Source organism: Streptomyces sp. NPDC006691 (assembly GCF_042869955.1).
GTDB lineage: Bacteria > Actinomycetota > Actinomycetes > Streptomycetales > Streptomycetaceae > Streptomyces.
On the sequence record NZ_JBIAGW010000016.1, the window covers coordinates 108,898 to 129,464 of the forward strand.

22 protein-coding genes, 1 tRNA gene and 1 riboswitch are annotated in these 20,567 nt (G+C 70.3%); of the genes, 17 read left to right on the forward strand and 6 right to left on the reverse strand.

Annotated features, from left to right (window positions below):
• Window positions 1-30: 30 nt before the first annotated feature.
• Window positions 31-2,421, forward strand: a complete 2,391-nt coding sequence (locus ACFYNP_RS28890; RefSeq protein WP_388789414.1) for an immune inhibitor A domain-containing protein — start codon at window positions 31-33, stop codon at window positions 2,419-2,421.
• Window positions 2,422-2,556: 135 nt separating this feature from the next.
• Window positions 2,557-2,856: a hypothetical protein gene (locus ACFYNP_RS28895; RefSeq protein ID WP_100578583.1), complete on the forward strand. Its 300-nt coding sequence runs from the start codon at window positions 2,557-2,559 to the stop codon at window positions 2,854-2,856.
• Between the two features lie 61 nt (window positions 2,857-2,917).
• Here ACFYNP_RS28895 and ACFYNP_RS28900 read toward each other — a convergent pair whose 3' ends face one another.
• Both ACFYNP_RS28900 and ACFYNP_RS28905 read right to left on the reverse strand, forming a co-directional pair.
• On the reverse strand, window positions 2,918-3,505 hold the full coding sequence (locus ACFYNP_RS28900) for an isochorismatase family protein (RefSeq protein WP_388417086.1): 588 nt from the start codon (window positions 3,503-3,505) through the stop codon (window positions 2,918-2,920).
• A gap of 114 nt (window positions 3,506-3,619) precedes the next feature.
• Complete coding sequence (locus tag ACFYNP_RS28905; RefSeq protein ID WP_388789416.1) at window positions 3,620-4,948, reverse strand: nicotinate phosphoribosyltransferase; 1,329 nt, start codon at window positions 4,946-4,948, stop codon at window positions 3,620-3,622.
• 305 nt (window positions 4,949-5,253) lie between these two features.
• On the opposite strand from ACFYNP_RS28905, the gene clpS reads away from it, so the two are divergent.
• The 10 genes from clpS to ACFYNP_RS28955 all read left to right on the forward strand — a co-directional run bounded on the left by clpS (window position 5,254) and on the right by ACFYNP_RS28955 (window position 13,048).
• Complete coding sequence (gene clpS / locus ACFYNP_RS28910; protein ID WP_100578580.1) at window positions 5,254-5,559, forward strand: ATP-dependent Clp protease adapter ClpS; 306 nt, start codon at window positions 5,254-5,256, stop codon at window positions 5,557-5,559.
• Window positions 5,559-6,140 carry a DUF2017 domain-containing protein gene (locus ACFYNP_RS28915; protein ID WP_388789419.1) on the forward strand — a complete coding sequence of 194 codons (582 nt, stop codon included), beginning with the start codon at window positions 5,559-5,561 and terminating at the stop codon, window positions 6,138-6,140. The genes clpS and ACFYNP_RS28915 overlap by 1 nt, the downstream gene beginning before the upstream one ends.
• A gap of 319 nt (window positions 6,141-6,459) precedes the next feature.
• Entirely contained in the window at window positions 6,460-7,923 is a 1,464-nt protein-coding gene (locus ACFYNP_RS28920; RefSeq protein WP_388789421.1) for an amino acid permease, read from the forward strand.
• 85 nt (window positions 7,924-8,008) lie between these two features.
• A complete protein-coding gene (locus ACFYNP_RS28925) occupies window positions 8,009-8,431 on the forward strand; it encodes a Mov34/MPN/PAD-1 family protein (protein ID WP_388417097.1) in 423 nt (140 codons plus the stop codon).
• A gap of 41 nt (window positions 8,432-8,472) precedes the next feature.
• Window positions 8,473-8,606, forward strand: a riboswitch (cobalamin riboswitch).
• 33 nt (window positions 8,607-8,639) lie between these two features.
• Window positions 8,640-9,617 carry an ABC transporter substrate-binding protein gene (locus ACFYNP_RS28930; RefSeq protein ID WP_388789424.1) on the forward strand — a complete coding sequence of 326 codons (978 nt, stop codon included), beginning with the start codon at window positions 8,640-8,642 and terminating at the stop codon, window positions 9,615-9,617.
• A gap of 92 nt (window positions 9,618-9,709) precedes the next feature.
• Window positions 9,710-10,699 (forward strand): FecCD family ABC transporter permease, encoded by a 990-nt coding sequence (locus ACFYNP_RS28935; RefSeq protein ID WP_388789525.1) that lies wholly within the window; start codon window positions 9,710-9,712, stop codon window positions 10,697-10,699.
• Window positions 10,696-11,511, forward strand: coding sequence for an ABC transporter ATP-binding protein (locus ACFYNP_RS28940; RefSeq protein WP_388417103.1), 816 nt, complete (start codon window positions 10,696-10,698; stop codon window positions 11,509-11,511). Before ACFYNP_RS28935 ends, ACFYNP_RS28940 begins: the two co-directional genes overlap by 4 nt.
• 66 nt (window positions 11,512-11,577) lie before the next feature.
• Window positions 11,578-11,706, forward strand: a complete 129-nt coding sequence (locus ACFYNP_RS28945) for a putative leader peptide (RefSeq protein WP_264198279.1) — start codon at window positions 11,578-11,580, stop codon at window positions 11,704-11,706.
• 111 nt (window positions 11,707-11,817) lie between these two features.
• On the forward strand, window positions 11,818-12,096 hold the full coding sequence (locus tag ACFYNP_RS28950) for a MoaD/ThiS family protein (RefSeq protein ID WP_167152992.1): 279 nt from the start codon (window positions 11,818-11,820) through the stop codon (window positions 12,094-12,096).
• A 1-nt stretch (window position 12,097) separates the two neighbouring features.
• Window positions 12,098-13,048, forward strand: coding sequence for a PLP-dependent cysteine synthase family protein (locus tag ACFYNP_RS28955; RefSeq protein WP_388789426.1), 951 nt, complete (start codon window positions 12,098-12,100; stop codon window positions 13,046-13,048).
• A 46-nt stretch (window positions 13,049-13,094) separates the two neighbouring features.
• Here ACFYNP_RS28955 and ACFYNP_RS28960 read toward each other — a convergent pair whose 3' ends face one another.
• Window positions 13,095-13,556: a type II toxin-antitoxin system PemK/MazF family toxin gene (locus ACFYNP_RS28960; RefSeq protein WP_388417111.1), complete on the reverse strand. Its 462-nt coding sequence runs from the start codon at window positions 13,554-13,556 to the stop codon at window positions 13,095-13,097.
• Between the two features lie 233 nt (window positions 13,557-13,789).
• Here ACFYNP_RS28960 and ACFYNP_RS28965 point away from each other — a divergent pair, with 233 nt between their 5' ends.
• Window positions 13,790-14,542 carry an MBL fold metallo-hydrolase gene (locus ACFYNP_RS28965; RefSeq protein ID WP_388417114.1) on the forward strand — a complete coding sequence of 251 codons (753 nt, stop codon included), beginning with the start codon at window positions 13,790-13,792 and terminating at the stop codon, window positions 14,540-14,542.
• 88 nt (window positions 14,543-14,630) lie between these two features.
• Here ACFYNP_RS28965 and ACFYNP_RS28970 read toward each other — a convergent pair whose 3' ends face one another.
• The gene (locus ACFYNP_RS28970; protein ID WP_388417118.1) at window positions 14,631-15,929 is read right to left on the reverse strand and encodes a PTS transporter subunit EIIC; all 1,299 of its coding nucleotides are present in this window, start codon (window positions 15,927-15,929) and stop codon (window positions 14,631-14,633) included.
• 396 nt (window positions 15,930-16,325) lie between these two features.
• The gene (locus ACFYNP_RS28975) at window positions 16,326-17,621 is read right to left on the reverse strand and encodes a PTS transporter subunit EIIC (protein ID WP_388417121.1); all 1,296 of its coding nucleotides are present in this window, start codon (window positions 17,619-17,621) and stop codon (window positions 16,326-16,328) included.
• Between the two features lie 231 nt (window positions 17,622-17,852).
• Here ACFYNP_RS28975 and ACFYNP_RS28980 point away from each other — a divergent pair, with 231 nt between their 5' ends.
• The 4 genes from ACFYNP_RS28980 (at window position 17,853) to rdgB (ending at window position 20,318) form a co-directional block, all read left to right on the forward strand.
• On the forward strand, window positions 17,853-18,086 hold the full coding sequence (locus tag ACFYNP_RS28980; RefSeq protein WP_053729485.1) for a glucose PTS transporter subunit EIIB: 234 nt from the start codon (window positions 17,853-17,855) through the stop codon (window positions 18,084-18,086).
• 146 nt (window positions 18,087-18,232) lie between these two features.
• Complete coding sequence (rph, locus tag ACFYNP_RS28985) at window positions 18,233-18,970, forward strand: ribonuclease PH (RefSeq protein WP_100578567.1); 738 nt, start codon at window positions 18,233-18,235, stop codon at window positions 18,968-18,970.
• 136 nt (window positions 18,971-19,106) lie between these two features.
• On the forward strand, window positions 19,107-19,487 hold the full coding sequence (locus ACFYNP_RS28990) for a hypothetical protein (RefSeq protein ID WP_388789429.1): 381 nt from the start codon (window positions 19,107-19,109) through the stop codon (window positions 19,485-19,487).
• Window positions 19,488-19,715: 228 nt separating this feature from the next.
• Window positions 19,716-20,318 (forward strand): RdgB/HAM1 family non-canonical purine NTP pyrophosphatase, encoded by a 603-nt coding sequence (gene rdgB, locus ACFYNP_RS28995; protein WP_388417129.1) that lies wholly within the window; start codon window positions 19,716-19,718, stop codon window positions 20,316-20,318.
• 63 nt (window positions 20,319-20,381) lie between these two features.
• On the opposite strand, the gene ACFYNP_RS29000 is transcribed toward rdgB, so the two are convergent.
• Window positions 20,382-20,464 (reverse strand) — tRNA-Leu (locus ACFYNP_RS29000).
• Window positions 20,465-20,567: the final 103 nt, after the last annotated feature.

The following is a 20,567-nucleotide window of genomic DNA, read 5'->3' on the forward strand; positions in this document are numbered from 1 at the left end:
CCTGCCGGCCGCGGGGGAGGAAATCGTCAAGTGACCAGCAGCAGGAGGGCGGCCAGAGCCGCCGCCGTGCTCGTGGCTCTCGCCACGGCCGGCGCCACGGGCTCGGTGTACGCCACCGCCCAGGCGGACTCGAAGGCTCCGGTGGCGGTACAGCGCCAGGACCCGTCGACGGCCAACGGCCAGGAGCACAACCTCAAGGGCCCGTTCACCGACCAGCAGGCCCAGCAGCGCCAGGCCGCGCTCGAAGGCGTGCTGTCCGGCAAGAAGCAGGTCGAGAAGCGCGGCGGCTCCGACGTCGTCAAGCTCAGCGACAAGAAGTACGTCGAGCTCGGCCGGCAGAAGACCGACAAGATCTTCACGATCCTGGTGGAGTTCGGCGACCAGGTCGACAACACCACCATGTACGACCCGGACGGTCCGGACGGCCCCAAGCCGCCGCAGCCCAAGTACGGCGGCAACCCCGGCCCGGCGCACAACCAGATAGCCAAGCCGGACCGGTCGAAGGACAACTCGACCGCCTGGCAGGCCGATTACAACCAGAAGCACTTCCAGGACCTGTACTTCGGTACGGGCAAGAACGTCAACTCGCTGAAGACGTACTACGAGAAGACGTCCTCGGGCCGCTACTCGGTCGACGGCCAGGTCACCGACTGGGTCAAGATCCCGTACAACGAGGCCCGTTACGGCTCCAACTACTGCGGCCAGACCAACTGCGCCAACGTGTGGGACACCGTCCGCGACGGCGTCAACGCCTGGGTCGCCGACCAGAAGGCCAAGGGCCAGACGGACGCGCAGATCAAGGCGACCCTGGGTCAGTACGACCAGTGGGACCGCAACGACTACAACAACAACGGCAACTTCAACGAGCCCGACGGCTACATCGATCACTTCCAGATCGTGCACGCCGGCGAGGACGAGTCCGCGGGCGGCGGCGTCCAGGGCACCAACGCCCTGTGGGCGCACCGCTGGTACGCGTACGGCACCGACGCGGGCAAGACCGGCCCCGCCTACAACAAGGCGGGCGGCACCCAGATCGGCGACACCGGGATGTGGGTCGGCGACTACACCATGCAGCCGGAGAACGGCGGCCTCGGTGTCTTCGCCCACGAGTACGGCCACGACCTCGGTCTGCCGGACCTCTACGACACCACCAACACCGCCGAGAACTCGGTCGGTTTCTGGTCCCTGATGTCGGCCGGCTCCTGGCTCGGCACCGGCAAGGACTCCATCGGAGACCTGCCCGGCGACATGACGGCCTGGGACAAGCTCCAGCTGGGCTGGCTCGACTACGCCTCGGTGAAGGCGGGTTCGAAGATCACCGCCAAGCTGGGCGTCTCGGAGTACAACACCAAGAACAACCAGGCGCTCGTCGTCGAGCTGCCCAAGAAGGAAGTCACCACCACCGTCGTGAAGCCCGTCGAGGGCACCAAGCAGTGGTGGAGCGGGATGGGTGACAACCTCAACAACACCCTGACCCGGTCGGTCGACCTCACCGGCAAGTCCAAGGCGTCCCTGGACCTCTCGGGCTGGTGGGACATCGAGAAGGACTACGACTTCCTCTACACCGAGGTCTCCACGGACAACGGCGCCAGCTGGACCGCGGTCGACGGCACCGCCGACGGCAAGGCCATCCCGCGCGACTCCAGCGACAAGCCGGCCCTGACCGACGCCTCGGGCGCGTACAAGAAGCTGTCGTACCCGCTCGACCAGTTCGCGGGCAAGCAGATCCAGCTCCGCTTCCGCTACCAGACGGACGGCGGCGCGGGCGGCAAGGGCTTCACCGCCGACGCGATCACCGTCACCGCCGACGGCACCCCCGTCGTCACCGACGGCGCCGAGGGCGGCGACAACGGCTGGACGGCGAAGAACTTCAGCCGCATCGGGGAGTCCTTCACCAACGACTACCCGCAGTACTACCTCGCGGAGAACCGCCAGTACGTCTCGTACGACACGACCCTCAAGGTCGGCCCGTACAACTTCGGCTTCTCCACGACCCGTCCGAGCTGGGTCGAGCACTACCCGTACCAGCGGGGCCTGCTCATCTGGCTCTGGGACACCTCCCAGAAGGACAACAACGTCTCGGCCCACCCGGGCCAGGGCCTGATCCTGCCGGTCGACGCGCACGCCAAGCCGCTCAAGTGGGCCGACGGCACGCTGCTCCGCAACAAGATCCAGCCCTTCGACGCCCCGTTCAGCCAGTACCGGACGGACGCCTTCACGCTGCACAAGGCCGACGTCGCGACGAAGATCAAGTCGCAGCCGGGCGTGCCCGTCTTCGACGACCACAAGGGCACGTACTGGTACGCCGAGAACCCGACGGGGAGCGTCAAGGTTCCTGACACCGGGACCAAGATCTCCATCGTCGACCAGCCGTGGAACGGCCAGACGATCACGGTGAAGGTCGGCACCTCCACCAAGTAATTTTCAAAACCGCAGGTCAAACCATGATCGGCCGTCGCCCTCTAGCGGGCGGCGGCCGATCGTGTTTAGGTGCGTCCTACGAGTCCTTATTGACAGCGAGTCCAACGCGTCGTCTTACAGGGGGAGTGGTCCGGCATGCCCGGCGGAGGTTTCTGCAAGCTGCCAGGCGGCAGCGTAGTCGTCGCGCTCACGCTGCCGAACCCGGCCGCGCCGGGTACGAACGTGCGCGTCCTGGTGCACGCCGTCAACCGGGCGCGGGCCCTGACCCGGCTCCGCAATCTGGGCCTGCGCGCGGTCTATCTGCGCGGCCAGACCGAGCCGCCCACCCTGGACGAGATCACGGCCGTCCTGCACCACCCCGACGGCCTGCTGTGGCGCACGGCCCCCGAGACCACCGAAGAGCTCTGGCACCCGATACGCGCCCTGCTCAAGTAGCCCGGCTCCCGCAGTCCTGCCCCGCAGTCCTGCCCCGCGGTCCTGCTCAAGTGGCGGCGCGCTACACCACGGGCTTGCCGGACAGCTCGACGCCGGCCGCCCGCAGCTCCTCCAGGGCCAGCGAGGTGGTGCGCTCGGCCACCCCGGCCGTGAGGTCCAGCAGCACGGTCGTCGCGAACCCGGCCCGCACCGCGTCCAGGGCGGTGGCCCGCACACAGTGGTCCGTGGCGATGCCGACCACGTCGACCTCGGCCACCTGCCGGGCCCGCAGCCAGTCCGCGAGCGAGAGTCCGTTCTCGTCCAGCCCCTCGAAGCCGCTGTAGGCGGCCGCGTACGCACCCTTGTCGAAGACCGCGTCGATCGCCCCGGAGGCGACCGCGGGAGCGAAGTTCGGGTGGAAGCCCACGCCCTCCGTGCCGGCCACGCAGTGCGGCGGCCAGGAGTGCTCGAAGTCGGGGGCGTCCGAGAAGTGCGCGCCCGGGTCGATGTGGTGGTCGCGGGTGGCCACCACATGGCGGTAGGCGGAGCCGGCGGCCTGGCCCACCAGGTCGGTGATCGCGGCGGCGACGTCCGAGCCGCCCGCGACCGCGAGGGAGCCGCCCTCGCAGAAGTCGTTCTGGACGTCCACGACGATCAAGGCGCGGTGCATGTCGGCTTTCCTTCGGTCTGCGGGCCCGTCACGGGCACTGTTCCTTGAGCGTAGAGACTTCGCGCGGCGCACGGCAGGGGGCAAACGGGGGCGGAAAACCCCGCCGGGCACGACTCAGGCGTACTCGGTCGGGATGACCGGCTCGCCGCGCGAGAGCTGGCCCGCGGACATCGGCAGCGCGGCCAGCGCGTCGATGTGCCGCTCGCGGGCGGTGTCCAGCGGCTCGCGGGCCACCACCGTGCCGCCCTTGACCAGCTCGACCAGGAGCTGGCGGTCGGCGAGCCCGGTCGGTACCGCCCCGGTGCCGATGACCTCGGCCTCGGCGATCCCGTACGCGTCCGAGCGGCGCGCGGCCCACTTGCGGCCGCCGATCGAGGACTTGGCGCCGAGGGACTTCTTGGCCACGGGCTGGAGCGGGGCCTTCGGGTCGGCCGACTGGGCGCGGGCGACCAGCTTGTAGACCATCGAGCAGGTCGGGTGCCCCGAGCCGGTGACCAGCTGGGTGCCGACCCCGTACGCGTCCACGGGGGCCGCGGCGAGCGAGGCGATGGCGTACTCGTCGAGGTCGGAGGTGACCACGATCTTGGTGTCGGTCGCGCCGAGCTCGTCCAGCTGCTGGCGCACCCGGTGGGCGACCAGGAGCAGGTCACCGGAGTCGATGCGGACCGCGCCGAGCTCGGGCCCGGCGATCTCCACGGCGGTGCGCACCGCCTCGGCCACGTCGTACGTGTCGACCAGGAGGGTCGTGCCGCGGCCGAGCGAGTCGACCTGGGCCCGGAAGGCGTCCCGCTCGCTGTCGTGGAGCAGGGTGAAGGCGTGCGCGCTGGTGCCCACGGTGGGGATGCCGTACCGGAAGCCGGCCGCGAGGTCGGACGTGGTGCTGAAGCCGCCGACGTAGGCGGCCCGCGCGGAGGCGACCGCGGACAGCTCGTGGGTGCGGCGCGCGCCCATCTCGATCAGCGGGCGCCCGCCGGCCGCGGCCGACATCCGCGATGCGGCGGCCGCGATCGCGGAGTCGTGGTTGAGGATCGAGAGGATCACGGTTTCGAGCAGCACGCACTCGGCGAAGGAGCCCTCGACCCGCAGGATCGGCGAGCCCGGGAAGTAGACCTCGCCCTCGGGGTAGCCCCAGATGTCGCCGCTGAAGCGGTAGGAGGCGAGCCAGCGCAAGGTGGGCTCGTCGACGATCTTCCGGTCGCGCAGGAAGCCGAGCACGTCCGCGTCGAAGCGGAAGTTCTCGACGGCGTCCAGGACGCGCCCGGTGCCGCAGACCACGCCGTAGCGGCGGCCCTCGGGCAGTCGGCGGGTGAAGACCTCGAAGACCGAGCGCCGGTCGGCCGTGCCGGCCTTCAGGGCGGCCTGGAGCATCGTGAACTCGTACTGGTCGGTGAAGAGCGCGGTCGACGGCACGTCCACCGGCAGCCCGAGGTCCGGGGCATTCACAGCGAGCCACCTCGCACTTTCGTCCGGGCCGGGCACACGCCGGCCGGGGTATTCGGTCACCGGCCCCGAAAGCGGGGGCCTGGGGGGATGCTACCCCGAATACTCGTCACTCTGACGATTTCTAGGGTCCGTTTGTGCGATGACCGGCCCCGGGTGGCAGCATGGAGGCCGTGGCTGTAAATCCCGGGGGCCACTCCCGGGACCCCGGGAGCCGTGATTCCCGGGCGCAACCCCCGGACCCCCGGCGCCGCACTTTCCCGGGGCCCCCGGACCCCCGGCAAAGAGAGCAAAGGTCGCCCAGAGTCGTGAGCGTTGCCCCGGTAGAGATCGAACGCCCCGAGTCGGCGGAGTCGAGCCTCCCCGTCGCCGAGCCAGACGTGCCCTGGGTGACGCTCGTGCACAACGATCCCGTCAACCTCATGAGCTATGTGCAGTACGTCTTCCAGTCCTACTTCGGCTACTCGAAGGACAAGGCCCACAAGCTGATGCTCGACGTGCACCACAAGGGACGGGCCGTGGTCTCCAGCGGCAGCCGCGAGGAGATGGAACGCGACGTGCAGGCCATGCACGGCTACGGCCTGTGGGCCACGCTTACCCAGGACCGCGGCTGATGGCCGGGCACTTCGAGGCGCTGCCCCGCGGTGGCGCGGCCGTAGCGCTCGACGAGGTCGAGATCGCCATCCTGCGCTCGCTCGCCGTCCAGCTGCTCGAACTCATCGGGCCGGGCGACGGGCCGGCCGAGGACGAGGACCCGCTGGCCGCCCTGTTCGCCGAGGGCCCGAGCGAGCCGCCCAGCGACCCGGCGCTCGCCCGGCTCTTCCCCGAGGCCTACGCGAGCGAGGAGAGCGATGAACTGCGCGCCAAATCAAGCGAGTTCAGGCGGTTCACCGAGAACGACCTGCGGGCCCGCAAGCGCGCCGACGCCCTCGCGGTGGTCCAAGGCCTCGATTCGCTGACCCCCGAGGGCGACGGCGGGGCGGTCCTGAGGCTGACCGCGGAGGACTCGCGGCACTGGCTGGGCGCGCTCAACGACCTGCGCCTGACCATCGGCACCCGCCTCGACGTGACCGACGAGGACGAGAGCGGCGAGCTGTACCGGCTGCCGGACGACGATCCGCGCAAGCCGATGGTGATGGCGTATCTGTGGCTCGGTGTGCTCCAGGAAACACTCATCGAGACGCTCATGGCCTGACGGATCGACCTCTGGATGGCCGTTCGCTCAGCGGACGCTCAAATCCGTATAACGATCGCATCACCACATCGACCTGCTTTGCCCTGTCGAGGGACTTTTGTCCGCTTCTTCCTGTGGCGTGCACCACAAAGCCGACTGGGGATCACCCATAAGCCCGTGATAAATCTTCACGACCACCCGGGGACGCCACCCATGTTCCCGGGGGCGCTTCGACCGGCTGACCGCCGGTGGCACTCCATCCATATCCGGGGGGATCAGGACCTGATCCGTCGCTTCGTGACCGAGGCGGACGGGTCGGCATGGAGAAAGGCGCACCACCATGACCTCAGCGCAGGTCGACCAGCACGACGACCGTCCTGCCGGCATTGAGGCCGCGGGGACCGCCCATGGCTCGGGCGAAGGCTCGGGCGAGGGATACCAGCGGGGCCTCGGGGCCCGGCAGATCCAGATGATCGCGATCGGCGGTGCCATCGGCACCGGCCTCTTCCTCGGCGCGGGCAAGGCCATCTCGAAGGCCGGCCCCAGCCTCATCCTGGCCTACGCCATCGCGGGCCTGGTCATCTTCTTCATCATGCGCGCCCTCGGCGAGCTGCTCATGTACCGCCCGGTGTCGGGCTCCTTCTCGGAGTACGCCCGTGAGTTCATCGGCCCGTTCTGGGGCTTCGTGACCGGCTGGACGTACTGGCTCTTCTGGGTCGTCACCGGCATCACCGAAGTGACCGCGGCCGCCCAGTACATGTCCTTCTGGACCCACGGCAGCATCCCGCAGTGGGCCTATGCGCTGATCTTCACGCTCATCCTGTACGCCGTGAACCTCATCTCCGTGAAGCTCTTCGGTGAGCTGGAGTTCTGGTTCTCCATGGTCAAGGTGACCGCCATCGTCGGCATGATCCTGATCTGCGCCGGCATCCTCACCGTCGGCTTCTCGGACGCCGCGGACACCGCCACCGTCGCCAACCTCTGGAACGACGGCGGGTTCTTCCCCAAGGGCATCGGCGGCACGCTGATGACGCTCCAGATCGTGATGTTCGCCTTCCTCGCCGTCGAGCTGGTCGGTGTGACCGCGGGCGAGTCCAAGGACCCCGAGAAGACGCTGCCCAAGGCCATCAACACCGTGCCGTGGCGCATCGCCGTCTTCTACATCGGCGCCCTGATCATGATCCTCTCGGTCGTCCCGTGGCACGAGTTCCAGCCGGGCGTGAGCCCCTTCGTCGCGGCGTTCCAGAAGATGGGCCTCGGCGTCGGCGCGGGCATCGTCAACTTCGTCGTGCTGACCGCCGCGCTCTCCTCCTGCAACTCGGGCATGTACTCCACCGGCCGCATGCTGCGCGACCTCGCGCTCAACGGCCAGGGCCCGAAGGTCTTCACCAAGCTGACGAAGAGCGGCACGCCGCTGGTCGGCACCACGGTCTCCGCCGCCCTCATGCTGGTCGGCGTGTGGATCAACTACGTGGCGCCCGGCAAGGCCTTCGACTACGTGGTCTCCTTCGCCACCATCTCCGGCATGTGGGCCTGGATCATGATCCTGGTCTGCCAGATCCGCTACCGCCGCCAGTCGGACGCCGGAGTGCTGCCGCAGTCCAGCTTCCGCGCCCCCGGCGCCCCGTACACCAGCTGGTTCGCGCTGCTCTTCATCTTCATGGTCATCGTGATGATGGGCATCGACAAGGACTCCCGCGTCTCGCTGTACTGCGCGCCGCTGTGGGCCCTGATCCTCGGTGTCTCCTACCTGGTCCTCAAGGCCAAGAACCCCGACAACAAGGCGTTCGCCAAGCGCAGCTGAGGCTCTGACCAGCACATTCTCACCATGCGGGCCGTTACGTATCGCACCTCGATACGGGGCGGCCCGCATGCTTATCCTTGCCGACATGCTGACCCTCACCCAGGCCCTGTACGACCAGCTCGTCGCGCACGCCCGCGCCGACCACCCCGACGAGGCGTGCGGTGTGGTCGCGGGCCCGGCGGGCACCGGCCGCGCCGAGCGGTTCATTCCGATGCTGAACGCGGCCCGCTCGCCCACGTTCTACGAGTTCGACTCGCAGGACCTCCTCAAGCTCTACCGCGAGATGGACGACCGCGACGAGGAGCCGGTGATCGTCTACCACTCCCACACCGCGACCGAGGCCTACCCCTCGCGCACCGACGTGACGTACGCCAACGAACCCGGCGCGCACTACGTCCTGGTCTCCACGGCGGACACCGACGGGGCCGGGGAGTTCCAGTTCCGCTCGTACCGCATCGTGGACGGCGTGATCACGGAGGAAGACGTAAGGGTCGTAGAGGCCTACTGACGGATACGCGTGCCCGGTGATCCCGCATACTGTGCATACGCACTTTTTGATCATCGGGCGGCAGGGCCAGGAAGCCGGTGCGAATCCGGCACGGTCCCGCCACTGTGACCGGCCCCGCGGCGAGCCCGCGGAGCCGGAAGCCAGGAACTGACCTGCCGCCTTCTCCCGACGACAGGGGACGTGGAAATCCCCTTGGAGGAGCTCAGCCATGCTCTGGCGCCGTGCGGCCCTGGCCGCCGCCCTGCTGTTCCCGCTCGCCGCGTGCACCAGCACCCAGGCGAAGCCCGAAGCCGGCGGCGCCACCGCCCCCGGCTTCCCCTACACGGTCACCAACTGCGGGGTGACCACGACGTACACCGCGCCCCCGAAGCGGGCGGTGACCATGAACCAGCACGCCACCGAGGTGATGCTGGCGCTCGGCCTCGCCAAGTCCCTCGCCGGGACCGCCTACTTGGACGACAAGGTGCTGCCGAAGTACGCGGCCGACTACCGCTCGGTCCCGGTCCTGGCCGCCGAGTACCCCTCGTACGAGAAGCTCCTCTCGGTGAACCCGGACTTCGTCTACGGCGGCTACGCCTCCGCCTTCGCCGCTGGCGAGGGCCGCGCGCGCGAGGCCCTCGCCAAGAGCGGCATCAAGTCCCGCCTCAACGTGGAGAACTGCCCCCAGGGCGCCGCGACCACGATGGACGACGTGTACGAGGAGGTCCGCGAGGTGGGCCGCACCTTCGGTGTCGGTGACCGCGCGGAGTCCTGGATCCGCTCGGCCGAGGCCACCAGCGAACGCACCCGCACGGCGCGCGAGGACAAGGCGCCCACCCCCGTCTTCGTCTACGACAGCGGCGACAAGACGGCGTTCACCGTGGGCGGCAAGGGCATAGGCAACGACATCGTGACCCGCGCCGGCGGCCGCAACGTCTTCGCGGACGACCTGAAGACGCAGTCCTTCGGCGACGCGAGCTGGGAGAACGTGGTGGCCCGCGCCCCCGAGACCATCCTGATCCTCGACTACGGCGGCACGAGCGTGGACGCCAAGAAGAAGCGCCTGCGCGACGACCCGGCCCTCGCCTCCGTCCCCGCCGTCAAGAACAACCGGTTCGCCGTCCTGCCCCTCTCCGACATGGTCACCGGCGTACGGGCCCCGGACGCGGTCGCCAAGCTGGCGGCGCAGCTCGGGACGGGGGAGTGAAGGTCCTGCCGCGAGCGGCAGCACCGCCGGCCCGGGAGCGCGGGGGCCCGCGCAGGACAACCCGCTCGCGCTACCCGCTCGTTCTCGCGGCGCTGGCCCTGGTGCTGCTCGCCGCGGCCGTCGCCGGGCTCGCGCTGGGGTCGGTGCGGATTCCCGTCGGCCAGGTGCTCGCGATCGTCGCCGGCCGCGCCGAGCCGAGCCCGTACCGCACGATCGTCCTGGAGGTCCGGGCGCCCCGCGTGGTGCTCGGCGCCGTCACCGGTGCCGGGCTCGCCGTCATCGGGACCGTGCTCCAGGCCCTGGTGCGCAACCCGCTCGCCGACCCGTTCCTGCTCGGCGTCTCCAGCGGGGCCTCCGCCGGAGCCGTCGCCGTGATCGTGCTCGGGGTGGGGGCCGGGGTGGCGACCACCGTCGCCCTGCCGGCCGCCGCCTTCGCGGGCGCGCTCGCCGCCCTCGTCCTCGTGTACGCCCTGGCCCGGCGCGCCGGCTCGATGACGGGCGGGCGCCTGGTGCTCGCCGGGGTCGCCGTCTCGTACGTCCTGTCCGCGCTCACCAGCCTCATCCTGGTCACCTCGGCCAGCGCCGCCCACGCCCAGGAAGTCCTGCACTGGACGCTCGGCGGACTCGGCGGCGCCCGCTGGGACATGCTCGCGCTGCCCGCCGTCGCCCTCGTCCTCGGCACGCTCGTCCTGATCGCCCTGGCCCGCCCGCTCGACCTGCTCCTCGTCGGCGAGGAGGGCGCGGGCGTACTCGGCCTCGACACCGGCCGCTTCCGCGCCGGTGCCTTCGTGCTCGCCTCGCTGCTGACCGGCGTCCTCGTCGCGTACACCGGGGCGATCGGCTTCGTCGGCCTGATGGTTCCGCACGCCGCCCGCCTGGCCGTCGGCGCCGCACACCGCACCCTGCTGCCCGTCGTGGCCCTCGGCGGCGCCGCCTTCCTCGTCCTCGCCGACCTCGCGGCCCGTACCGTCGCCGCCCCCAGCGACATCCCCGTCGGCGTCCTCACCGCGCTCACCGGCGGCCCGTTCTTCCTGTGGATGCTGCGCGGCCACGGGACCCGCGCGGAAGGCGGCCCCGCATGACGACGCTGCGCACCGAGTCGCTCTCGTACACCACGCCCCAGGGCCGCACCCTGCTCCACGGCATCACCCTGGGCGCCGCCGACGGCGAGACGGTCGGCCTGGTCGGCCCCAACGGCAGCGGCAAGACGACCCTGCTCCGCTGCGTCTACGCTGCCCTGCGCCCGACCGCCGGACGCGTCCTGCTCGACGACACCGACCTGCACGCGCTGCCGGTCAAGGCCCGTGCCCGGCGCATCGCGACCGTCCCGCAGGACGCCGACGCCGGGGGCATCGAGCTGAGCGTCCACGAGATCGTCGCCATGGGCCGCTCCCCGCACCACCGCTTCTGGGAGGCCGACACCACCGCCGACCACGCGCTCGTGCGCGAGGCGCTCGCCCGCGTCGGCATCGCCGACCTCGCGGCCCGCCCCTTCCCGTCGCTGTCCGGCGGCGAACGCCAGCGCGCCCTGGTCGCCCGGGCCCTGGTGCAGCAGCCGGACGTCGTCGTCCTGGACGAGCCGACCAACCACCTCGACATCCGCTACCAGCTCGAAGTCCTGTCCCTGGTAAGGGAGTTGGGGACCGTCAACCTGCTGGCCCTGCACGATCTGAACCTCGCCGCGTACTACTGCGACCGCATCTGCGTCCTGGCGGCCGGCCGCGTCGTCGCCTCGGGCCCGCCCGCGGACGTCCTCACGGCGGACCTGCTCGGCGCGGTGTACGGGGTGAACGCCGAGGTGAGCGTCCACCCCGCGACCGGCGCGCCCACCGTCGTCTACCTGCCGCCGAGCGCCGGCCGCGTCCCGCCCGCACCCGGGCTGCCCGCATCCTGAGCGGGATCGGTCCAGGATGCGAGATCACATTCCGGGAAGCGGACCGGGAATCTATACGATGACCCCATGGTTTCGAACGACGTGAGCGACAAGACGCCGAGCAGCGGCCCCGCCCTGCTGCTCGTGGCGCGGCTGCACGTCGACCTGTGCCGGCTCGCCAGCGCGATCTGTACGGCCCGCGCAGCCGCCGTCTGACGCCGCGCGCCCCGCACCAACGCACCACCGCACGCCCCAGCGCGTGCGGCGCGCGGACCCGAGCCCGAGCCGCGCCCACCTGCCTCTCCCTTCAGATCAGGAGCCCACGCCATGGCCATCGAGGTCCGCATCCCGACCATCCTCCGCACCTACACCGACGGCGCCAAGGCCGTCGAGGCCAGCGGCGCCACCCTCGCCGACCTCTTCAACGACCTCGACGCCCGGCACACCGGCATCCGCGAGCGGATCGTCGACGGCGACAACCTGCGCCGCTTCGTGAACGTGTACCTCAACGACGAGGACGTCCGCTTCCTCGACGGCATCAACACCAAGCTCGCCGACGGCGACAACGTGACGATCCTGCCCGCGGTCGCGGGCGGTTCCGTCTGACATGCGCTACGACTCCGCTCTCGCCGCGGTCGGCAACACCCCGCTGGTCCGGCTCCCGCGTCTGTCCCCCTCGGACGACGTGCGGATCTGGGCCAAGCTGGAGGACCGCAACCCGACCGGTTCCATCAAGGACCGGCCGGCCCTCCACATGGTCGAACAGGCCGAGAAGGACGGCCGGTTGACGCCGGGCTGCACCATCCTGGAGCCCACCAGCGGCAACACCGGCATCTCCCTCGCGATGGCCGCGAAGCTCAAGGGCTACCGCATCGTGTGCGTGATGCCGGAGAACACCTCGCAGGAACGGCGCGACCTGCTCGCGATGTGGGGCGCCGAGATCGTGTCGTCGCCGGCCGCGGGCGGCTCCAACACGGCCGTACGGGTCGCCAAGGAACTGGCCGAGCGGAACCCGTCCTGGGTGATGCTCTACCAGTACGGAAACCCGGACAACGCGGGTGCCCACTACGCCACCACGGGCCCCGAGATCCTCACCGACCTGCCCTCCATCACCCACTTCGTGGCGGGCCTCGGCACCACCGGGACCCTGATGGGCGTCGGCCGCTACCTGCGCGAGAACGTCCCCGGCGTCCAGATCGTCGCCGCCGAACCCCGCTACGACGACCTGGTCTACGGCCTGCGCAACCTCGACGAGGGCTTCGTGCCCGAGCTGTACGACGCCTCCGTCCTGACCACCCGCTTCTCGGTCGGCTCGGCCGACGCGGTCACCCGCACCCGCGAGCTCCTCCAGCAGGAGGGCATCTTCGCGGGCGTCTCCACGGGCGCCGCCCTGCACGCGGCGATCGGCGTCGGCAAGAAGGCCGTCAAGGCGGGCACCCCCGCCGACATCGTCTTCGTCGTGGCCGACGGCGGCTGGAAGTACCTGTCGACCGGCGTCTACACCGCGCCGACCACCGAGGCCGCGATCGAGACCCTGCACGGCCAGCTCTGGGCCTGAGGGCCGGGCCCGCTCCCAGGGTCCGGAGGCCGGTGCCGCGGGTCCGTCATCCCGCCAGGTGACGGACCTGGTCCCACAGGGCCGGGTCCACCACGCCCACCCGGCGGCGGAACTCGCCCACCCCGACCTCGCGCAGCTCGTCGGTCTCCAGGAAGCTGGGCCGCCCGTGCGCGTCGGCCACCGTGCCCGGCGCCAGCGGAATCACCCCGGCCCGCTCGTCGTGGAACTTGCTGGTGATCTTCGCGACCGTCGCCGTCCCACCGCGCACCCGCAGCACCAGACACGGCCGGTCCTTGGCGCCCGGCACGTCCTCGTACGGCACCTGCGCCCACCAGATCTCGCCGGCCTTCGGCAGCCGCCCGCGAGCCCGCCCGGACCCGTCCGGCCGCCCGGGCGGCCGAGTACGCCCGCCGGGGCGACGCCGCCCGCGCCCGCGTCCGTCCATCAGAGCCGCCACGGCGGCGAGCGCCACCACGGCCCCCAGCGCCAGCCACCACGACGTGTCCATAGCGCAGACGTTACCGGCGCACCACCCGTGGCGCGCGCTCCCCGACAACACCATCCGAACCGGTGACAGCGCAGGTGAGTTCCCCCACAACGGCCCGCTCCGAAGGAGCGAGGGGCCTTGGCGCGCCTTACGCTCGATCCACCGCAGCCCTTTCCCGCGGCCTCCCCGCCAGCCCCGGCCGCCCCGCAACGACAGGCTTCGCCTGGCCCCTCTGTTCCGGAGGTTCACGCTCCATGAAGCTCACCGTCGTCGGTTGCTCCGGGTCGTTCCCGTCCGCGGAATCGGCTTGCAGCAGCTACCTCCTTGAGGCAGACGGCTACCGGCTGCTCCTCGACATGGGCAACGGAGCCCTCGGTGAGCTACAGCGCCACATCGGACTGTACGACCTGGACGCGATCTTCCTGTCCCATCTGCACGCCGACCACTGCATCGACATGTGCGGCTACTTCGTCGCCCGCTACTACCGCCACGAGGGCGGCCGCTGCGCCCCCATGCCGGTGTACGCGCCGGAGGGCGCCGAGCAGCGCCTGACCACGGCGTACGCGGACACGCCCTCCGCCTCCTCGATGAGCGAGGTCTTCGACTTCCACACCCTGAAGCCGGGCACGTTCGAGATCGGCCCCTTCTCGGTGCGTACGGAGCGGGTCTGCCACCCCGTCGAGGCGTACGGCATCCGCGTCGAGCACGGCGGCTCCACGCTCGCCTACTCCGGCGACACCGGGGTCTGCGCCGCCCTCGACGAACTGGCCGAGGGCGCCGACCTGTTCCTGTGCGAAGCCTCCTTCACGTACGGCAAGGAGGACATCCCGGCGCTGCACCTCAACGGCCGCGAGGCCGGCGAGCACGCGGCCCGGGCCGGCGCGGGCCGCCTGGTCCTCACCCACATCCCGCCGTGGACGGACGCCGAGGTCAACCTGGCCGACGCCCGCGCGGTCTACTCCGGCCCGACGGAACTGGCCGCGCCGGGCGCGGTCTACGAGTTCTGACCCCGCCGCACTTCGCCCGGGCCCGCGGCACGCGAAAGGCCCCCGGAACCGTTCGGTTCCGGGGGCCTCGTCGTGCCGCGCCGAGGGCTTACGCCTTCGTCAGGTCCTCGACCTCTTCCTCGGGCTCACGGCCCGGGGTGGTGAGGTTGAACTTGGTGATGGCGAAGCGGAACAGGACGTAGTAGATCGCCGCGAAGACCAGACCGATCGGGATGATCAGCCAGGGCTTGGTGGCGAGGTTCCAGTTCAGCAGATAGTCGATCGCGCCGGCCGAGAAGGTGAAGCCGGCGTGTACGCCCAGCGCCCAGGTAACGAGCATGGACAGGGCCGTCAGAACCGCATGGATCACGTACAGCAGCGGCGCGATGAACATGAACGAGAACTCGATCGGCTCGGTCACACCGGTGACGAACGACGTCAGGGCGAGCGAGATCATCATGCCCATCACGGCCTTGCGGCGCTCGGGACGAGCCGCGTGCGCGATGGCGAGGGCGGCGGCCGGAAGGCCGAACATCATGATGGGGAAGAAGCCCGACATGAACTGTCCGGCGGACGGGTCACCGGCGAAGAAGCGGGTCAGGTCGCCGTGGACGACGGTGCCGTCCGGCTTCGTGAAGTCGCCGATCTGGAACCAGGAGACGGTGTTGACGAACTGGTGCATGCCGATGGGCAGCAGACCACGGTTGATCAGACCGAACAGACCCGCACCCGCGGCGCCGAGGCCGGTGATCCACTTGCCGAAGCTGGTGATGACGTCGCCGATCGGCTCCCAGCCGAGGACGACGAGAACGCCGAGGGCGGTGCCTACGAAGGCCATGATGATCGGGACGAGGCGGCGGCCGTTGAAGAAGCCGAGCCAGTCGACCAGCTTGGTGCGGTGGAACCTCTGCCACAGCACGGCGCTCAACAGGCCGAGGATGATGCCGCCCAGCACACCCGGGTTCTGGAAGGTGGCCGCGGTGACCACGCCGTCCTTCAGATAGGCGCCGCCGAAGAGGCCGGTGCTCGTGTAGTCGGCGCCCGTCCCATCGGTCGGGAACTGGTGGATCACGGCGTAGTACGTCATGAAGCCGACCACCGCGGCGAGCGCGGTCGAGCCGTCGGCCTTCTTGGCGAAGCCGATCGCCACGCCTATGCAGAACAGCAGGGGCAGGCCGAACGAGGCGTCGAGCAGAGCGCCACCGGCGCCCCCGAAGACCTTGGCGACGTTGTCCCAGCCGAGACCCTTGGGACCGAACACGTCGGGCTGACCGAGGCGGAGCAGAATGCCCGCGGCCGGCAGCACGGCGATCGGCAGCTGCAAGCTGCGGCCGACCTTCTGCAGGCCCTGGAACAGGCCGGAGCCCCGCTTCTTCGCGGGCGCCGCCTTCGCGGTGGCCGTACTCATCAACATCCTCCAGTAGGCAAGGCGCCGCCCGGGGGACATGGGAAAATACGGGGGGACGGCGGCGTCTCGGGGGAACGCGGTCAAGCCCGCGTGGTCTACACCAATGAGTGGTGTAGACCAGTTGTAGCACGGTGTGGGTTAGATAAGGAACCTTCGTTTTTTGTGGTCTGAGCCATACCTGGCAATACGGGCAACAGCGACTCCCCGCCGTCTCCGCGCCGTGACCTTTCCGTAGCCGCGCCGAGCCCCGAACGGCCCCTGGGCGGCGGCCGAACGGCCCGTCGCGGAACGTGCGAAGGCCCCCGGACCGAGCGGGTCCGAGGGCCTTGCGGGTCCGGGCCGAAAAGCCCGGCGAAAAGGGGCGCCGTAAGCGGGGTGCGCCTACGCCTTGATGTCCTACGCCTTGATGTTCTCCTGCTCCAGCTCGTCCGCGTCCGGCTCGCGCCCCGGCGTCGGCAAGTCGAACTTGGTGATCGCGAAGCGGAACACCACGTAATAGACGACGGCGAAGCACAACCCGATCGGAATGATCATCCAAGGCTTAGTCGCCAGGCCCCAGTTGATGACGTAGTCGATCAGCCCGGCCGAGAAGCTGAAGCCGTCCTTCACGCCGAGCGCCCAGCTCACCGCCATCGATACGCCGGTGAGCACCGCGTGGATCGCGTACAGCAGCGGCGCGATGAAGACGAAGGAGTATTCGATCGGCTCGGTGATGCCGGTGACGAGCGAGGTCAGGCCGACCGAGAGCATCATGCCGCCGACCTCCTTGCGGCGGTGCGGCTTGGCGCAGTGTGCGATCGCGAGGGCGGCCGCGGGCAGCGCGAACATCATGATCGGGAAGAAGCCGGTCTGGAACTGCCCGGCCGTCGGGTCGCCCGCGAGGAACCGCGGGATGTCGCCGTGCACGACCGTGCCGTCCGGCTTGGTGAAGTCGCCGAACTGGAACCAGATGAAGGTGTTCAGGAACTGGTGCAGGCCGATCACGAGCAGGGCCCGGTTGGCGACACCGAAGATGCCCGAGCCCCACGAGCCCAGGTCCACGAGCCACTTGCTGAAGCTGGTCAGCGCGTCACCGACCGGCGGCCACACCCACAGGCACAGCACCGAGAACACGATCGCGATGCCGGCCATGATGATCGGTACGAGCCGGCGCCCGTTGAAGAAGCCCAGCCAGTCCACCAGCTTCGTGCGGTGGAAGCGCTGCCAGAAGTACGCGGTCAGCAGGCCCATCACGATGCCGCCGAAGACGCCCGGGTTCTGGTACGTGGCGAGGACCGCCGAGCCGTCCTTGGCGACACAGGCGCCGGCCGTCAGCGTCGAGCCGGCGGCGCAGTCCTTCGGGAACTGGAGCAGCACCCCGTAGTAGACGAGGAAGCCGGCCACCGCGGCGAGCGCGGTCGAGCCGTCGGCCTTCTTCGCCATGCCGATGGCGACGCCCACGCAGAACAGCAGGGGCAGTCCGAGCGAGCCGTTGAGCAGGGCGCCGCCCGCACCGTTGAACACCTTGGCGACGTCGTTCCAGCCGAGCCCGGTCTTGCCGAACATGTCGTCCTGGCCGAACCGGTTGAGAATGCCTGCCGCGGGTAGCACGGCGATGGGCAGCTGGAGGCTGCGGCCCATTTTCTGCAGCCCCTGGAACAGCCCGTTCCACCACTTGGGCTGCGGCACTGCGGCCGCGCTGCTGGCACTCATCGGCAACCTCCAGGCTTGTGGAACAAGCCGGCTAGGACGGTCGTTGCAAACTGGTGTAGACCAGTTGCGGTATCGTCCGGAGCGGCCCCTCGCGGGACATGGCTCCGGTGATCGCCATCCTTGGCCAGGCAGAATGCGCCCGCGCGCATAGCTGAGCCAAACGTGGGTTACCGTGACAAAGCGGACCTACCGTGGGCCGACACAGCGTTCTTCAAGAACCAGGAGAGACACATGGCCAGCAAGGCTGAGAAGATCGTCGCCGGCCTCGGCGGTATCGAGAACATCGAAGAGGTCGAAGGCTGCATCACGCGCCTGCGCACCGAGGTCATCGACCCGAGCAAGGTCGACGAGGCCGCGCTCAAGGCCGCCGGCGCCCACGGCGTCGTCAAGATGGGCACCGCCGTCCAGGTCGTCATCGGCACCGACGCGGACCCCATCGCCGCGGACATCGAAGACATGATGTGAGTCGCTGACCCACACCGCCGAAGGCCGGCCCCCGACCGGGGCCGGCCTTTCGCGTACGCGCACCCGTTCCGCACACACGTTCCGCCCATCCGGAACCCCCGCCCGCGCGGAACTCGCCACCGGCCGCATCACCTAGGCTCATAGCCATGTCTCGAATCGACGGCCGCACCCCCGAACAGCTCCGCCCCGTCACCATCGAACGCGGATGGAGCAAGCACGCCGAGGGCTCCGTCCTCGTCTCCTTCGGCGACACCAAGGTCTTCTGCACCGCCTCCGTCACCGAAGGCGTCCCGCGCTGGCGCAAGGGCAGCGGCGAAGGCTGGGTCACCGCCGAATACTCGATGCTGCCCCGCTCCACCAACACCCGCGGCGACCGCGAATCCGTCCGCGGCAAGATCGGCGGCCGCACCCACGAGATCTCCCGCCTCATCGGCCGCTCGCTGCGCGCCGTCATCGACTACAAGGCCCTCGGCGAGAACACCATCGTCCTCGACTGCGACGTCCTCCAGGCCGACGGCGGCACCCGCACCGCCGCCATCACCGGCGCCTACGTCGCCCTCGCCGACGCCATCACCTGGGCCCAGAACAAGAAGCTCGTCAAGCACGGCCGCAAGCCCCTCACCGGCACCGTCTCCGCCGTCTCCGTCGGCATCGTCGACGGCGCCCCCCTCCTCGACCTCTGCTACGAGGAGGACGTCCGCGCCGAGACCGACATGAACGTCGTCTGCACCGGCGACGGCCGCTTCGTCGAGGTCCAGGGCACCGCCGAGGCCGAGCCGTTCGACCGCAAGGAGCTGAACGCCCTCCTCGACCTCGCCACCGGAGGCTGCGCCGACCTCGCCGCCCTCCAACTCCGGGCACTGGCCGCGGTGTCGGGAGAGTAGGAAAGCAACGGAGAGCAGGGAAGCAACCGGGCAGGGCGCTCCTCGCGTCCCTACGAGCACGGGCGTACGGGCCAACCGTGCGCCCGTCCGTACCTTCCGGAACGGCTTCCGGAACGCCCGGGGGAGGACCCGACCGATGCGCCGAACCATGCTCGCCCTCGCCACCGCGGCCCTGGCGGTCACCGTCACCGCCGCCGCAGGCTGCGGAGCCATCGACAAGGCGGTCGACTGCGTCAACGCCGCGGACGCCATCGGCACCAGCGTCGGCAACCTCGGCCGCGCCGTCGGCAACGCCACCGACAACCCCGCGCAGGCCGACCAGGCGCTCAACGACATCGACAAAGAGCTGTCGTCCCTGAAGAGCAGGACCGGCGACGCCGACCTGTCCAAGGCCGTCGACGACCTCGGCAAGGCCGTGGACAACGTCCGCACGGCCATCAAGAACGGCGACAACACCCCCGACATCAGCGGCGTCACCGCCGCGGCCAAGGAAGTCGGCAAGGTCTGCACGCCTTGACCCCGCGTCCCGGCCCCCGACACCGGCACCCCTAGCGGCCTGGCGGCCTGGCCGCCCTGCCCGCCGGCACCTCTAGCGGCCTGGCGGCCTGGCCGCCCTGCCCGCCGGCACCCCTGGCGGCCTGGCGGCCTGGCCGCCCTGCCCCTCGCGCCCCCGGCCGGGCCCCCGCCCCTGTCGGGCCCGACCGCCTGCTCCGGGTGCTCCCGCCGGCCCCCGATACTGGTGGGCATGACCCGCCTGATCCTCGCCACGCGCAACGCCGGCAAAATCACCGAACTCCACGCCATCCTGGCCGCCGCCGGGCTGCCCCACGAGCTCGTGGGCGCCGACGCGTACCCCGAGATCCCCGACGTCAAGGAAACCGGCGTCACCTTCGCCGAGAACGCCCTCCTCAAGGCACACGCCCTGGCGCAGGCGACCGGCCTGCCCGCCGTCGCCGACGACTCCGGCCTCTGCGTCGACGTCCTCAACGGTGCCCCCGGCATCTTCTCGGCCCGCTGGTCCGGCACCCACGGCGACGACCAGGCCAATCTGGACCTCCTGCTCGCCCAGCTCTCCGACATCGCCGACGAACACCGCGCCGCCCACTTCGCCTGCGCCGCCGCCCTCGCCCTGCCCGACGGCACGGAGCGAGTGGTGGAGGGCCGCCTCCTCGGCACCCTCCGCCACGCCCCGGCGGGCCGAGGCGGCTTCGGCTACGACCCGATCCTCCAGCCGGAGGGGGAGACGCGGACGTGCGCGGAGCTGACGGCGGACGAGAAGAACGCGATCAGCCACCGGGGGCAGGCCTTCAGGGCGCTGGTGCCGGTGGTGCGGGAGCTGCTGGGCTGAGGAGGGTACACCGAAGGCCCGGCTCGGGAAGTGAATGAGTCGGGCCTTCGATTCCATGATCCGTGCGGCCTGAGGGATTCGAACCCTCACGGGATTTCTCCCATCGCGCCCTAAACGCGAGGCGTCTGCCGTTCCGCCAAGGCCGCATGCCGCCAGCCTCTCGCGGCCGGACGGCAGCGTCAGTGTACGGGGCGGTGGGCCCAGGTGACGAGTGGTCCCGGTCGGCGGGAGCGGCCCCAGGAAGCAGTG

What these genes read in the sequence shown, in the direction of transcription:
- ACFYNP_RS28990 (WP_388789429.1), top strand. Translation starts at nt 19,107, where the DNA reads ATGCGCCGAACCATGCTCGCCCTCGCCACCGCGGCCCTGGCGGTCACC.
- ACFYNP_RS28915 (WP_388789419.1), top strand. Translation starts at nt 5,559, where the DNA reads ATGGCCGGGCACTTCGAGGCGCTGCCCCGCGGTGGCGCGGCCGTAGCG.
- ACFYNP_RS28965 (WP_388417114.1), top strand. Translation starts at nt 13,790, where the DNA reads ATGAAGCTCACCGTCGTCGGTTGCTCCGGGTCGTTCCCGTCCGCGGAA.
- ACFYNP_RS28955 (WP_388789426.1), top strand. Translation starts at nt 12,098, where the DNA reads ATGCGCTACGACTCCGCTCTCGCCGCGGTCGGCAACACCCCGCTGGTC.
- ACFYNP_RS28930 (WP_388789424.1), top strand. Translation starts at nt 8,640, where the DNA reads ATGCTCTGGCGCCGTGCGGCCCTGGCCGCCGCCCTGCTGTTCCCGCTC.
- ACFYNP_RS28980 (WP_053729485.1), top strand. Translation starts at nt 17,853, where the DNA reads ATGGCCAGCAAGGCTGAGAAGATCGTCGCCGGCCTCGGCGGTATCGAG.
- ACFYNP_RS28970 (WP_388417118.1), bottom strand. Translation starts at nt 15,929, where the DNA reads ATGAGTACGGCCACCGCGAAGGCGGCGCCCGCGAAGAAGCGGGGCTCC.
- ACFYNP_RS28960 (WP_388417111.1), bottom strand. Translation starts at nt 13,556, where the DNA reads ATGGACACGTCGTGGTGGCTGGCGCTGGGGGCCGTGGTGGCGCTCGCC.
- ACFYNP_RS28975 (WP_388417121.1), bottom strand. Translation starts at nt 17,621, where the DNA reads ATGAGTGCCAGCAGCGCGGCCGCAGTGCCGCAGCCCAAGTGGTGGAAC.
- ACFYNP_RS28895 (WP_100578583.1), top strand. Translation starts at nt 2,557, where the DNA reads ATGCCCGGCGGAGGTTTCTGCAAGCTGCCAGGCGGCAGCGTAGTCGTC.
- rdgB (WP_388417129.1), top strand. Translation starts at nt 19,716, where the DNA reads ATGACCCGCCTGATCCTCGCCACGCGCAACGCCGGCAAAATCACCGAA.
- ACFYNP_RS28950 (WP_167152992.1), top strand. Translation starts at nt 11,818, where the DNA reads ATGGCCATCGAGGTCCGCATCCCGACCATCCTCCGCACCTACACCGAC.
- ACFYNP_RS28945 (WP_264198279.1), top strand. Translation starts at nt 11,578, where the DNA reads ATGGTTTCGAACGACGTGAGCGACAAGACGCCGAGCAGCGGCCCCGCC.
- ACFYNP_RS28900 (WP_388417086.1), bottom strand. Translation starts at nt 3,505, where the DNA reads ATGCACCGCGCCTTGATCGTCGTGGACGTCCAGAACGACTTCTGCGAG.
- ACFYNP_RS28925 (WP_388417097.1), top strand. Translation starts at nt 8,009, where the DNA reads ATGCTGACCCTCACCCAGGCCCTGTACGACCAGCTCGTCGCGCACGCC.
- ACFYNP_RS28940 (WP_388417103.1), top strand. Translation starts at nt 10,696, where the DNA reads ATGACGACGCTGCGCACCGAGTCGCTCTCGTACACCACGCCCCAGGGC.
- rph (WP_100578567.1), top strand. Translation starts at nt 18,233, where the DNA reads ATGTCTCGAATCGACGGCCGCACCCCCGAACAGCTCCGCCCCGTCACC.
- ACFYNP_RS28920 (WP_388789421.1), top strand. Translation starts at nt 6,460, where the DNA reads ATGACCTCAGCGCAGGTCGACCAGCACGACGACCGTCCTGCCGGCATT.